Source organism: Streptomyces phyllanthi (assembly GCF_009377205.1).
Taxonomy (GTDB): Bacteria; Actinomycetota; Actinomycetes; order Streptomycetales; family Streptomycetaceae; genus Streptomyces; species Streptomyces phyllanthi.
In genome coordinates, this window is the sequence record NZ_VJZE01000249.1 from 1 (window position 1) to 13,463 (window position 13,463).

The 13,463-nt window shown below is 69.2% G+C and carries 11 protein-coding genes; 8 read left to right on the top strand and 3 right to left on the bottom strand.

The features are described from left to right. On the bottom strand, positions 1 to 2,252 hold a 2,252-nt coding region (gene glgX, locus FNH04_RS28435), incomplete at its 3' end, for a glycogen debranching protein GlgX (RefSeq protein ID WP_322724084.1). Between the two features lie 160 nt (positions 2,253 to 2,412). Between glgX and FNH04_RS28440 the strand changes: the two genes are divergently transcribed. The 4 genes from FNH04_RS28440 (at position 2,413) to FNH04_RS28455 (ending at position 6,726) form a co-directional block, all read left to right on the top strand. Beyond that, entirely contained in the window at positions 2,413 to 3,639 is a 1,227-nt protein-coding gene (locus tag FNH04_RS28440; RefSeq protein WP_322724086.1) for a L,D-transpeptidase, read from the top strand. Positions 3,640 to 3,838: 199 nt separating this feature from the next. Beyond that, a complete protein-coding gene (locus tag FNH04_RS28445; protein ID WP_322724087.1) occupies positions 3,839 to 5,101 on the top strand; it encodes a L,D-transpeptidase in 1,263 nt (420 codons plus the stop codon). Between the two features lie 92 nt (positions 5,102 to 5,193). Then, positions 5,194 to 5,961: an enoyl-CoA hydratase/isomerase family protein gene (locus tag FNH04_RS28450; RefSeq protein ID WP_152788644.1), complete on the top strand. Its 768-nt coding sequence runs from the start codon at positions 5,194 to 5,196 to the stop codon at positions 5,959 to 5,961. Between the two features lie 162 nt (positions 5,962 to 6,123). Continuing rightward, the gene (locus FNH04_RS28455; protein WP_152788645.1) at positions 6,124 to 6,726 is read left to right on the top strand and encodes an ATP-binding protein; all 603 of its coding nucleotides are present in this window, start codon (positions 6,124 to 6,126) and stop codon (positions 6,724 to 6,726) included. Between the two features lie 85 nt (positions 6,727 to 6,811). On the opposite strand, the gene FNH04_RS28460 is transcribed toward FNH04_RS28455, so the two are convergent. After that, positions 6,812 to 7,024, bottom strand: coding sequence for a hypothetical protein (locus FNH04_RS28460; protein ID WP_152788646.1), 213 nt, complete (start codon positions 7,022 to 7,024; stop codon positions 6,812 to 6,814). A 119-nt stretch (positions 7,025 to 7,143) separates the two neighbouring features. On the opposite strand from FNH04_RS28460, the gene FNH04_RS28465 reads away from it, so the two are divergent. From FNH04_RS28465 to FNH04_RS28480, 4 genes are all read left to right on the top strand, one after another. Continuing rightward, positions 7,144 to 10,044: an NACHT domain-containing protein gene (locus FNH04_RS28465; RefSeq protein WP_152788647.1), complete on the top strand. Its 2,901-nt coding sequence runs from the start codon at positions 7,144 to 7,146 to the stop codon at positions 10,042 to 10,044. A gap of 323 nt (positions 10,045 to 10,367) precedes the next feature. Beyond that, positions 10,368 to 11,561, top strand: coding sequence for a YncE family protein (locus tag FNH04_RS28470; protein WP_152788648.1), 1,194 nt, complete (start codon positions 10,368 to 10,370; stop codon positions 11,559 to 11,561). Positions 11,562 to 11,618: 57 nt separating this feature from the next. Then, entirely contained in the window at positions 11,619 to 12,533 is a 915-nt protein-coding gene (locus tag FNH04_RS28475; protein ID WP_152788649.1) for a MerR family transcriptional regulator, read from the top strand. 55 nt (positions 12,534 to 12,588) lie between these two features. Further along, entirely contained in the window at positions 12,589 to 12,801 is a 213-nt protein-coding gene (locus FNH04_RS28480; RefSeq protein WP_322724091.1) for an EF-hand domain-containing protein, read from the top strand. Between the two features lie 80 nt (positions 12,802 to 12,881). Here the strand turns inward: FNH04_RS28480 and FNH04_RS28485 are convergent, their stop codons facing one another. Then, positions 12,882 to 13,439: a glycoside hydrolase family 25 protein gene (locus FNH04_RS28485; RefSeq protein ID WP_152788650.1), complete on the bottom strand. Its 558-nt coding sequence runs from the start codon at positions 13,437 to 13,439 to the stop codon at positions 12,882 to 12,884. Between the last annotated feature and the right edge of the window lie 24 nt (positions 13,440 to 13,463).

Below are 13,463 nucleotides of genomic sequence, written 5' to 3' on the forward strand. Positions count from 1 at the left end.
ACCACCCGCAGCAACAGCACCGCCCGCCCCGGCACAGTGATCTCCGTGCCCGCCGGGTGCTCCACGCCCGGAGCCTCCCCCTGTTCCTCCCACGACGTGTCGACGACCACCTCGTACCGCTCCGCCCACGGCGGACCCGGCAGGACGAAGGACACCGGCGAACCCCCCGCGTGCAGCACCGCCAGAAAGCTCTCGTCGACGACCGGTGCGCCACGCGCGTCACGTCCCGGGATGTCACGGCCGGAGAGATACATCCCCAGCGTCGCGGCCGGCGCGTACCAGTCGCCCTCCGTCATCTCCGTGCCCCGGTCCGTGAACCACGCCAGATCCCGCAGCCCGTCCGCCGAATGGGCGCGCCCGGAGAAGAACGCCCGCCTGCGCAGCACCGGATGGGCGTGCCGGAGCGCGATCAGCCGCGACGTCAGATCGAACAGGGCCCTCCAGCCGGGGTCCTCAAGGAGCCCCCAGTCCACCCAGCTGATCTCGTTGTCCTGGCAGTACGCGTTGTTGTTGCCCCCCTGCGTCCGCCCCAGTTCGTCGCCCGCGAGCAGCATCGGCACACCCGTCGACAGCAGCAGGGTGGTCAGGAGGTTGCGGAGCTGGCGGCGGCGCAGGGACCGTATGTTCTCGTCGTCCGTCTCCCCTTCCGCCCCGCAGTTCCACGACCGGTTGTCGTCCGTCCCGTCCCGGTTCCCCTCCCCGTTCGCCTCGTTGTGCTTGCGCTCGTACGACACCAGGTCGCGCAGCGTGAAACCGTCGTGCGCCGTGATGAAGTTGACCGACGCGTACGGGCGCCGGCCTCCCCAGGCGTACAGGTCGCTCGACCCCGACAGGCGGTACCCCAGGTCCCGTACGTCCGGCAGGGCGCCGCGCCAGTAGTCCCGTACGGCGTTCCGGTAGCGGTCGTTCCACTCCGTCCACAGGGGAGGGAAGGCGCCCACCTGGTAGCCGCCCGACCCCACGTCCCACGGCTCCGCGATCAGCTTCACCCGCCGCAGCACGGGGTCCTGCGCGATGACCGCGAGGAACGGGGAGAGCATGTCGACGTCGTGCATCGACCGGGCCAGTGCGGCCGCCAGATCGAAGCGGAAGCCGTCCACCCCCATCTCCGTCACCCAGTAGCGCAGCGAGTCCGTGATGAGCCTCAGCACATGCGGCTGGACGACGTGCAGCGTGTTGCCGCAGCCCGTGTAGTCCGCGTACCGGCGGGCGTCGTGCTGCAACCGGTAGTACCCGCGGTTGTCGATCCCGCGCATCGACAGCATCGGGCCCAGCTCTCCGGCCTCCGCGGTGTGGTTGTAGACCACGTCGAGGATCACCTCGATGCCCGCCGCGTGCAGTGCCCGCACCATCCGCCGGAACTCGCCGACCTGCTGTCCGGTCGTCCCCGACGCCGCGTACGCCGCGTGCGGGGCGAAGTAGCCGATCGAGTTGTAGCCCCAGAAGTTGCGCAGGTCCCGCCGGAGCAGATGGTCCTCGTGGGCGAACTGGTGCACGGGCAGCAGCTCGACGGCCGTCACGCCCAGCTTCACCAGGTGTTCGACGGCCGCCGGATGCGCCAGACCGGCGTACGTGCCGCGCAGTTCCTCCGGGATTCCGGGGTGCGTCCTGGTGAAGCCGCGCACATGCAGCTCGTAGATCACCGAGTCCGCCCACGGTGTCTTGGGGCGGCGGTCGTCGATCCACTCGTCGTCGGGTGCGTCGTCGTGGACGACGACGCCCTTCGGCACGTACGGCGCCGAGTCCCGGTCGTCGCGCACGGTGTCCGCGATGTGCTGCTGCGGCCAGTCCCGGACGTGCCCGTACACCTCGGGCGGCAGCCCGAAGTCCCCGTCCACCGCCCGGGCGTACGGGTCGAGGAGCAGCTTCGCCGGGTTCCAGCGGGCGCCGGTCCACGGGTCCCAGCGGCCGTGCACCCGGTAGCCGTACCGCTGACCGGGCAGGACGCCCGGCACGAAGCCGTGCCAGATCTCGTGCGTCAGTTCGGTGAGCGGGACGCGTGTCTCCGCGCCCTCCGCGGAGAACAGACACAGCTCCACCGCCTCCGCGCCGCCCGACCACAGCGCGAAGTTGGTCCCCGCCACTCCGTCGGGCCCCACCCGGAACCGCGCCCCGAGCGGCATGGGCGCCCCCGGCCACACGGGCGTCTGCGCGGCCTCGGCCGCCGTGCGCCGACTGCCGTTCAGTACGGCGGCCGGGCGCGACGGTCCGCGTCCCTCCTGGACTGCCTCCTGCTCGGGTGCACTCGCCACCTCACGGCCTCCTGCGGCTCGGCGGAACGCCACGGCAGAGGCGTACGGCCCTGTTCTGCGGCTCAGGCCACCACGCCCCGCGTCGTTCTCCCCACTGTTCTGCCCAGACCATGGCTCGCACTCACGTTTCCCCGAGGCGTGCGCCGTCGTTGGGACGCACGTGAACCACGTACACACGCGCGTGCGACGCGCCGGGGCCGCACTGGCCGCCGTACTGACATGGGCAGGGCTGCTGGCAGGGGCCATCGGGTGCACGCCGGAGGGGCCCGACGGCAAACCGGTGGCACCGAAGGACATCATCCGCGTCACACCGGCGGACGGAAGCAAGGCCGTGCACGCCTCCGCCCCGTTCGAGGTGCGGGTGCCGGGCGGGCGGCTGGAGTCCGTGAAGGTCGTCAGGTCCCTGGACGCGCAGGAGTCACCCGTACCCGGGCGTATCTCCGCCGACGGCCGGACCTGGCGCCCCACCGGCTCCCGCGGACTCTCCCTGGCCGCCCGCTACACCGTCGACGCGGTCGCCCACGACAGTCAGGGGCGCCGCTCCGCCCGGCACGCCACCTTCACGACGTACGTTCCCGGGAAACGCTTCATCGCGTACGTCATTCCGGAGAACCGCTCCACCGTGGGCACCGGAATGATTGTGTCCCTGGAGTTCAACCGGGAGATCGAGAACCGGGCGGCCGTCGAGCGGGCCGTCCGGGTGACCTCGAAGCCGGCCGTGGAGATCCGGCCGCACTGGTTCGGCAACGGCCGCCTGGACTTCCGGCCCGAGCGCTACTGGAAGCCGGGCACCCGGGTCACCGTCGGGCTGCGGCTGCGGGACGTCGAGGGGGCGCGCGGCGTGTACGGCCTGCAGTACAGGAACGTGTCGTTCACCGTCGGCCGCCACCAGAGCAGCCTGGTCGACGCGGCCGCCCACACCATGCGGGTGAACCGGGACGGCAAGCTCCTCGCGACGCTGCCGATCACGGCGGGGGCGCCCGGGACGACGACGTACAACGGGAAGATGGTCGTCACCGAGATGCTCGAGGTGACCAGGATGAACGGCGCCACGGTCGGTTTCCGCAAGGCCGACGGCAAGGGCGAGTACGACATCCCCGACGTCCCCCACGCGATGCGGCTCACCACCTCGGGGACCTTCCTGCACGGCAACTACTGGGCGCCGGGCGTCTTCGGCAAAGCCAATGTCAGCCATGGCTGTGTGGGCCTGCGCGATGTGAAGGGCGGCAGTTCGAGCACGCCCGCGGGCTGGTTCTTCGACCGCAGCCTCATCGGTGATGTCGTCGAGGTCGTCCGCAGCAATGACAAAAAGGTCGCTCCCGACAACGGGCTCGGAGGGTGGAACATGGGCTGGAAGGAGTGGAAAGCGGGCAGTGCGGTGAAGTAGCCCGACACGGCGTCGGCACAGGGGCACACGGCTCAGGGGGCGAGGGAACGCGACGGCGCCCACAACGGTCTTAGTTGGGACTGAACAGTGACCTTGGAGGGGCCCGCTCCGTCCTGATCTTGGGGTTAATGTACGCACAAACGCGCGGGACGCGTTGGGGGAGCGGGCCTGAACAGGCCGTGCGAGGGGAGACAGGAACGTGAACGGGCGACCGATATCGGGGGCGTCGGTTGGTGCGGGGCCGCGGGCGCGGGGGAGCCGGCGGACCCGGAGCGTACTGGCGCTGCTGCTGGGGGCGTTGCTCCTCGCGGTCACGGCGTGCGGGGGCGGAGGCGGGTCGGACTCCGGCTCCGGCAAGGGGAAGGACGGCAAGGGCTCATCGGGCACGGCGGACACCAAGGCCTCCGAGGCCGCGGTGACGATAGCCCCCAAGAACGGCGCCGCCGACGTGGCGACCAGCGACGCCCTCAAGGTCACCGCGGCCAAGGGCAAGCTGACCAAGGTCACGGTCAAGGACTCCAAGGGCGGAGAGATAGAAGGGGAGATCACGGACGGGGGCGCCACCTGGACCCCGTCGATCCACCTGGCCTCGGCCACCAAGTACACCGTCCACGCGGTGGCCGAGGACAAGGCGGGCCGTGAGGCCGCCGAGGAGTCCTCCTTCACCACGCTGACCCCCGAGAACACCTTCGTGGGCATCTTCACCCCCGAGGACGGCTCCAAGGTCGGCGTCGGCATGCCGTTCTCACTGCGCTTCACGCGCGGCATCACCAAGCCCGAGGACGTCGAGAAGGCGATCACCGTCAGGACCGAGCCGGCCGTCGAGGTCGAGGGCCACTGGTTCGGCAACGACCGCATCGACTTCCGCCCCGAGAAGTACTGGGAGCCCGGTACGAAGGTGACGGTCGACCTCAACCTCGACGGCGTCGAGGGCCGCCCGGGCGTCTACGGCGAGCAGGACAAGAAGGTCTCCTTCACGATCGGCCGCAGCCAGATCTCCACCGTCGACGTCAAGACCAAGAAGATGGTCGTGAAGCGCGACGGCAAGGTCATCAAGACCATCCCCGTCACCACGGGCAAGCCCGGCTACGACACCTGGAACGGCCAGATGGTCATCACCGAGCGCCTGTCGGTGACCCGTATGAACGGCGAAACGGTCGGCTACGGCGGCGAGTACGACATCAAGGACGTCCCGCACGCACAGCGCCTGACCACCTCCGGGACGTTCATCCACGGCAACTACTGGGGCGGCGACGCCTTCGGCAACTACAACGCCAGCCACGGCTGCATCGGTCTGCGCGACGTGCGTGGCGGCTGGGACAAGAACGTCTCGGCGGCCTGGTTCTTCAACCGGTCGATGATCGGTGACGTCGTGATCGTGAAGAACTCCAACGACCGGATCGTCGACCCGGACAACGGGCTCAACGCCTGGAACATGTCGTGGGAGAAGTGGAAGGCGTGAGTCCTCGATGACGTGAGTCCTCGATGACGTACGGCCCCGGTGTGATGTACGGCACCGGGGCCGTCGGCGTTAGTGCCCGTTAACCTGCCTGCATGACTGTGCATCTCGAAGTCGCCGAAGGCGTCGGCACCATCCGCCTCGACCGCCCGCCGATGAACGCGCTGGACATCGCCACGCAGGACCGCCTCAAGGAGCTCGCCGAGGAGGCCACGAACCGTGAGGACGTGCGCGCGGTGGTCCTGTACGGCGGGGAGAAGGTGTTCGCGGCCGGCGCGGACATCAAGGAGATGCAGGCCATGGACCACGCGGCGATGATCGTGCGCTCCCGGGCCCTGCAGGACTCCTTCACCGCGGTGGCCCGCATCCCCAAGCCGGTCGTGGCCGCCGTCACGGGCTACGCGCTGGGCGGCGGCTGCGAGCTCGCGCTCTGCGCGGACTACCGCATCGCGGCGGAGAACGCGAAGCTCGGGCAGCCGGAGATCCTGCTGGGCCTCATTCCCGGCGCGGGCGGTACGCAGCGCCTGTCCCGGCTGATCGGCCCCTCCAGGGCCAAGGACCTGATCTTCACCGGCCGCATGGTGAAGGCCGACGAGGCGCTGACGCTGGGACTCGTGGACCGGGTCGTACCGGCCGGCGAGGTCCACGCGCAGGCGCACGAGTGGGCCGCGCGGCTCGCCCAGGGGCCGGCGATCGCGCTGCGCGCGGCCAAGGAGGCGATCGACACGGGCCTGGAGACGGACATCGAGACCGGGCTCGCGGTGGAACGGAACTGGTTCGCGGGTCTGTTCGCCACGGAGGACCGGGAGCGCGGGATGCGGAGCTTCGTGGAGGAGGGCCCGGGCAAGGCGAAGTTCGCCTGATCCGGATGCGGTTGACGTGGTGTCGTGTCCGCGTACCCCGAAGGGGCGGATCGCGAAGACCTTGGGACAGGCTTGGCGATGGCGATGGCGATGAACTGATGATTGCCGAGTTCGGGTAAATCGCCGCAGGCCAGGTGGTGCGCGACAGGGCATTTCATACCAATGGCATATGTCAATTCCGCCCCTCGGGATGAAACGTTCCGGGGGGCGTATTCCTGTGGAACGGCCCCGAGCGATGCCTTGGGCGGCCATCATGGGGGCATGGCGGGGCTGGAGGATGTCGAACAGCCGCGGCGGCACGGGAGTGCGACCGCGGCGCGCTGGTCGCCTGCGGTCGAGGACGAACGGGCGCTCAAGGCGCTGGAGTTGTTCGGCAGCCCCACGGAGGGGGAGGTCCTGCTGCCGTCCCGCCCCGAGTCCGCGGGCATCGCGCGGCGGCTGGTCCAGGTCGTCGTACTGCGCCATTGGCGGCTCCCGCCGAGGACGGCCGAGGAGGCGGTGCTGCTCGTCTCGGAACTCGTGGGCAACGCGGTGCGGCACACCGGTGCGCGGGTCTTCGGGCTCCGCATGCGTCACCGTCGGGGCTGGATCAGGGTCGAGGTGCGTGATCCCTCTCGTGGTCTTCCCTGTCTGATGCCGGTCCAGGAGCTGGACGTCAGCGGCCGCGGCCTGTTTCTCGTGGACACGATGTCGGATCGGTGGGGGGTCGATCTGCTGCCGCGGGGCAAGACGACATGGTTCGAGATGAAGGCGGCAGAACATTGAGGGGTGGCCCGGAGCCGGGCCACCCCTCTGCCGTGCGCATGGCGCCCGACTCTTCCCGGTGCGCCGGGTCTGTGCGCAGGAGGCTTCAGCCGAGGAGGTCCTTGACCGTTGCCGCGGCCAGCAGCCCCAGTGTCAGTGTGCCTCCGAAGGCTGCCCCGCCCCGCAGGACGGCGGTGCGCAGCGGCGTTCCCGGCAGCCGGGCGGAGACCGCCACGGCGATGCCCACCAGCAGGGCGAACTGTATGACTACGATCAGCGTGAGCGAGACAAGCAGCACACGTACGGCTTCGGCGGACACCACGCCTCCCAGGCGGAGTTCGAGCGGACAACCATGACGTGGGACAGCGTGGACGGTCTCGCGTTCACCGGTGTTCACCGAACAGAACTGAACGGCGGCATCCTCACGGGGGAGTGTCCTTGACCGAGCAGACGGGTCCCCAGGAGCAACTGGCGGGGCGGTTGCGGGAGCTGCGCGTGAAACGCCGCCTCACCATGGCCGGACTGGCGACGAAGTCCGCGATCGGCAGGACCACGGTCAGTCAGGTGCTCAACGGCCGCATCCCGCCCAGTGAGGCCGTTCTGGTAGCGCTGGCCCAGGCGTTGAAAGCAGATCCCGCCGAGTTCGAGGAGCTGAGGAGTCTGCAGGCGGCGGTCATGTCCCGGCAGGGCCCCGGCAGCCCCGACAGCGACTTCGAGGAGCGCTACCGAAGGTACGTCGTCGACCGTTACGGCACGTTGACGATCGTCGGACTCGATCTGCGCCACTCGGATCAGTCATGGCCGCTCGACGCCGCCTACCTGAGCCTCGAACTGGCGGACATGAGCGAGACGGCGCCCTTGCGTGGCTTCAGCCAGCCGGAAGGAATGCCGTTCACCAGCCACGACGTGCGGGTGGTGCGGGCCGAGCAGGCGCTGTCCGGCCGCGAGCGAACCTTGGTCAGAGGGCTGGCGGGCAGTGGGAAGACCACGCTGCTGCAGTGGCTGGCGGTCACGACGGCACAGGGCCTGCCCGCGACCGGGCTGGAGCACCTGGCCCGGCGCATCCCTTACGTCCTGCCCATGCGCACCCTCGTCCGCAGAGGCTCTCTGCCCTCACCCCAGGCGTTTCTCGATGCGATGAGCTGCCCGTTCGCGGAGGCACAGCCGAGGCAATGGACGGACGGCGTGTTGCAGAGCGGGCGCGGGCTGCTCCTCATCGACGGGATGGACGAAGTGCCCGCTGACCAGCGCCGGGCAGCCCGATCCTGGCTCCAGGGCCTGTTGTCGGCCTATCCGCGCAGTTGCTTCGTGGTGACCACGCGTCCCTCTGCCGTCCCCGAGGGCTGGCTCTCCGCGGACTCGTTCGTGGAACTCACCATCCGTCCGATGCGCGGCCGGGACACCGACGTCTTCATCACCCGCTGGCACGAGGCGGCCGCCGGAGAAGCGAGTGGCGACCAGAGCCTGGCCGGACTGCGGGAGAAGATGCGGGACGCCATCCGGGCCAAGCGCGAACTCGCCCAACTGGCCACCACTCCCTTGATGTGCGCATTGATGTGCGCGCTCCACCGCGACCGTCGCGGCCACCTCCCCCAGGGCCGGATGGAACTGTACGAGGCGGCCCTTTCCACACTTCTCGACCGCCGCGACAACGAACGCGGCATCGAGACCCCCGAGGGGGTCCACCTCAGTGAGCGGCAGAGCATCCAACTGCTTCAGCGGCTGGCGTACTGGATGGTCGTCAACCGTCAGACAGAGATGCACAAGGACTTCGCCCTGCGGAGCATCGGCGTGCAGTTGCCGGCCATGCCCAGCCTTCACGGCAGGACCAACGCGGAAAAGGTCCTCGCTCATCTCATCAACCGCAGCGGCGTCCTGCGGCAGCCGACCGAGGACACCATCGACTTCGTGCACCGCACCTTTCAGGACTACCTCGGTGCCAAGGCCTGTGTCGAGGCGGGCGACTTCCCGCTGCTGCTCGACAACGCCCACGACGATCAGTGGGAAGACGTCATTCGCATGGCCGTTTCCCATGCCCGTCCCAACGAACGGGTAATGATCCTGAAGGAGCTGATCGCACGCGGGAACGAGGCGCGTACACAGGCGAAGCGCCTGCACCTGCTGGCCATGGCGTGCCTGGAGTACGCGACGGAGGTGCACCCGGACGTCCAAGCCCTGGTCGAGCAGAACGTGGCCGGGCTCCTGCCGCCGCGCTCCTACCGCGATGCACGTGTTCTGGGACAGCTGGGCCCGGTGATCCTCGACCTGCTGCCCGGCCCGGAGAACCTCGCCCCCTACGAAGCCGAAGCGGTCGTCACCACTGCGGCGATCGTCGGCGGGCCCCCGGCCTTCGTGCTCCTCAAGCGGTTCAGGAACCACCCGAGCCCTGCCGTGCAGCGTGCCCTGGCGGACTCGTGGAGTGCCTTCGACGCCCAGGACTATGCCGACGAGATCATCGAGCACCTTCCGGATCGGACCCTGGTTCTGGCTGTCGACTCGGCGGCACAGTTCGACATGGCGGAGAAGTTGGGAAGGGACTGCCACGTCCGGATCAGCCGGTACCTGCCGCTGGACGGGATCGCCCGGCTGCCGCGCCGGAACTCGGTCGTGGCGATCACGGTGTCCGGCGACGAAGGGCTCGCGCCACTCGACCTCCTCAGCGAGTTTCCGCGACTGCACACGCTCAAGATCAGCGGAGCCGCGATCTCCGACTGGACACCGCTTCAGGGGACCACCGTCAGGAATCTGACGCTCAGCAAGCTGGACAACTGCAGGCTGGGCTCTCTGCGACATCTCGACCGCATCGAGAAGGTCACCCTCGGCGTACCCCGGTCGTACCACAACCTGTTGAGCCTGCGGGTACCCGCGAACATCACAGAACTTCGCCTGTCGGGCATCGGATCCCGTAAGGACTTCCTCGTCGGAGTATCGCGGCTTCGCCGGTTGTCCGCCCTGAGCGTCGAAGTGGCGGAACCCTCCGCGAAGGAGTTCGCCCACATCGCCGCGCTCTCCCGACTGAAGCAACTGCAGCTGACCGGTCTGAAGCTCAGGGCGCTGTCGAACGTTCCCCCACTGCCGAACGTGGAGCACCTCATCCTCCACGTGCCCCGGGGCACTCCGGCAGCGGCGGACCTGCGGCGGGTCTTTCCCGGCCTGCGAACGATCTCGATCTTCGCGGAGCATCGCCCGGTCGACGTCAGGCGCCTCGCCGACTGGCCCGGACTACGGGTCCGCGTTCACAACGCCTCCTCCGTCAGAGGGGCGGACCGTTTCACTCCGGAGGTTCTCACCCTCATTCCGGAGCCCAGGGAGGATGTGCTGTCTCCGCTGTCGGCGTGACGGGTTTCGACCACGGCCCGGCGGCCATTTGTGGGTGAATCACTCGTTTTCCTGCTCTTTGCTCCTTAAATGGTGCGGGTGAACCAGACTGACCGCCGTACGGCACCGCGTGCGGGCGCCGGGCCCGCCGCCGGACGCACCGGCGCGGCCCGTGCCGCCCCGGTCGGCCCTGCGAAGGTCCTCGCCCACGGCCACTCCCGTCGGCCGACCCGACTCGCCCACGGGCCTCCCTGCCCGTGCGCCCTTCCCTTCCCTCTCCGCCCCTCCATACGCACGACCACCGCGGCCTGCGCGCGGTCACCAACACGGAGTCGACCCAGCTGATGTCACGCACCCCCGCGTATCACACGCTCCTTCGGCGCACCGCCATCGCGGCCACCGCCTTCGCCGCCCTGGCCGCCTGCGGCGGCACCGAGAACCGGGCGTCGAACCCCCGCGGAACCACTCCCGCCACCAAGCCCGCCCAGCCGACCAAGCCCGCCGTCCAGGGGCTGAAAGGCATGCCCCCGGTCCTCGACCCCCACGACGTGTACGCCGCCGACCGCCCGGGCCGGCTCTCCCCGGTCGTCAGAGACTTCCCGTCCCGCGTCTACGTCCCCAACACCGAGTCCGACACCGTCTCGGTCATCGACCCGAAGACGTACAAGATCATCGAGACCATCCCCGTCGGGCGCCAGCCCCAGCACGTCGTCCCCTCCTGGGACCTGAAGACCCTCTGGGTCAACAACAACCGCGGCCACACCCTCACCCCCATCGACCCGAAGACGGGTAAGGCGGGCAAGCCGGTCGAGGTCCACGACCCGTACAACCTCTACTTCACCCCGAACGGCAGTCACGCCGTCGTCATGGCCTCCCTCGACCGCGAACTCGTCTTCCGCGACCCCCACACCATGAAGCGGATCAAGACCGAGCCGGTCAGCTGCTACGGCGTCAACCACGCCGACTTCTCCCTCGACGGCCGGTACTTCATCGTCTCCTGCGAGTTCAGCGGCGAACTGCTGAAGGTCGACACCGAGAAGATGAAGGTCGTCGGGCAGCAGAAACTGCCGTTCGACGGCGCCATGCCGCAGGACGTGAAGATCTCGCCGGACGGCAAGCGGTTCTACATCGCCGACATGATGGCCCACGGCATGTGGGTCCTGGACGGCGACCGGTTCACCACCCCGGAACTCCTGCCCACGGGCAAGGGCTGCCACGGCCTGTACGTCAGCCGCGACTCACGCGAGATGTACGTGTCCAACCGTGGCGAGGGCACCATCTCCGTCTTCGACTTCACCAGGAACGAGCTCACGAAGAAGTGGCGCCTCCCGGACGGCGGCAGCCCCGACATGGGCGGTGTCTCGGCCGACGGCAAGGTCCTGTGGCTCTCCGGCCGCTACGACTCCGAGGTGTACGCCATCGACACCCGCACCGGCACCCAGCTCGCCCGCATCCCCGTCGGCAGCGGCCCCCACGGCCTCGCGGTCTATCCGCAGCCGGGCCGCTACTCACTCGGCCACACGGGCATCTTCCGCTGACGGCCCTGCACGAGGTCGCTTGAGTCTCCACCCGCTGGAGGGCCCAGACTCGCAGACATGATCGAAGACGGCACCGGACTCCTCACCATCGGCCGGCTGGCGCGGGCCACGGGTCTCACCGTGCGCACCATCCGTTACTGGTCCGACGAGGGCGTCCTGCACCCGGTCGCCCGCAGCGAGGGCGGCTACCGGCTGTACGACGCCGGATCGGTGGCCCGCCTCGAACTCATCCGCACCCTGCGCGAGCTGGGCCTCGGCCTGGCGGACGTACGCAGGGTGGTGGCGGGCGAGACGACGGTCGCGGAGGTGGCGGCCGCGCACGTGGCGGCGCTGGACACGCAGATCCGCGCCCTCAAGGTGACCCGGGCGGTGCTGTCGACCGTGGCGCGACGCGGTTCCACCGCAGAGGAGACGACACTCATGAACAAACTGGCGCGGCTGTCCGCCGCCGAACGCGGGCGGATCATCGACGACTTCATGGAGGAGACCTTCGGCGGACTCGACACCGCGGACCCGGACATCCGTACACAGCTGCGGTTCCGGATTCCCGATCTGCCCGAGGACCCGACACCCGAGCAGGTGGACGCCTGGGTGGAGCTGGCGGAGATGATGCAGGAATCCGGGTTCCGCGCACGCATGCGAGAGGCGGTCGAGTTCAACGCGGCGGACCGGAGGCCGCAGGAGCCGGCCGGCACCTCCCTGTGGTTCATGAGCCGCATGGTGCAGCTCGCGGGCGAGGCGCGGGAACAGGGCATCGACCCCGGATCGCCCCGCGCGGCGGAGGTGCTGGAGGAGCTGATCGGCGACGCCGACCGGGCCGTCGTACTCGAACGCATGGAGGCCGCGACGCATCCCGAACTCGCCCGGTTCCGGGAGCTGACCGCGCTCGTCCGGGGAACCGGTCCGCTGCCCGCGCACGCCGAGGAGTTCGCCTGGGTGGTCGCCGCGCTGCGAGCCGGACCGGCCGGATAATCTGAGCCCGCCAAAAAGGCTGTAACGCACGGAAGCACGATGAAGGGGCGGATCGGTGGCCGACATCGAGGAAGCACGCAAGCAGTTCCAGCGGATCGACACGGACGGTGACGGCTTCATCACCGCCGCCGAGTTCAAGGCCGCCCTGGCCCAGGGAGGCGACTGGAACGTCACCGAGTCGGTGGCCGAGGCCATCATCGCCGTCCAGGACCTCAACGGCGACAAGCTGCTCTCGTTCGAGGAGTTCTGGGGTCACCTGAACAAGTGACGCACGTGCCAGGGGGCGCCCGCCGTCGACGGGGGGCGCCCCTTTGCCGTATCCGACCGCCCGGCGGGTCGTCGTCGCCGTCAGCCGCTCGTGGCCCACTTGCGCAGAGCGGCCTTCGTTTCGAAGTCGGCCACGTTCTTGTCCAGCGGATGGTCGGTGTACTGGTGGAAGCGCCACTTCGCCTTGATGCGGGGCTTGCCGGCGGTGACGTAGTCGGCGATCCAGAGGGCGTCGCCGTCGTACGAGGTGCTGTCGACGTTCAGCCAGTAGTCGCGGTTGCAGTAGAGGACCACCCGGTGGTTCGGCCGCAGTTCCTTCACCTTGCGGATGAAGCGGTCCTTCTCGGCGTTGCTCGCGTGGGTGCCGTCGCTCGTCGTCTCCCAGTCGACGGCGAGGATGTCGCCCGCCTTTTCGGGGGCTTTGCGGACGAAGTACTCGGCCTGCGCGGTCAGGTTGCCGGGCCACAGGAAGTGGTAGAAGCCGACGACGAGGCCCGCGTCACGGGCCGTCTTCGTCTGGGCGGCCAGCTTGGGGTTGGTGTAGCTCCGGCCCTCGGTGGCCTTGATGAAGACGAAGGAGAGGCCGTCGGTGTCGTAGGAGGAGGACTGATAGGAACTGACGTCTACGCCGCGGAGCATGTGGGGGACTCCATCTGTGGGGGG

Coding starts and splice junctions, on each gene's coding strand:
- FNH04_RS28450 (WP_152788644.1), top strand. CDS start 5,194: ATGACTGTGCATCTCGAAGTCGCCGAAGGCGTCGGCACCATCCGCCTC.
- FNH04_RS28455 (WP_152788645.1), top strand. CDS start 6,124: ATGGCATATGTCAATTCCGCCCCTCGGGATGAAACGTTCCGGGGGGCG.
- FNH04_RS28470 (WP_152788648.1), top strand. CDS start 10,368: ATGTCACGCACCCCCGCGTATCACACGCTCCTTCGGCGCACCGCCATC.
- FNH04_RS28475 (WP_152788649.1), top strand. CDS start 11,619: ATGATCGAAGACGGCACCGGACTCCTCACCATCGGCCGGCTGGCGCGG.
- FNH04_RS28485 (WP_152788650.1), bottom strand. CDS start 13,439: ATGCTCCGCGGCGTAGACGTCAGTTCCTATCAGTCCTCCTCCTACGAC.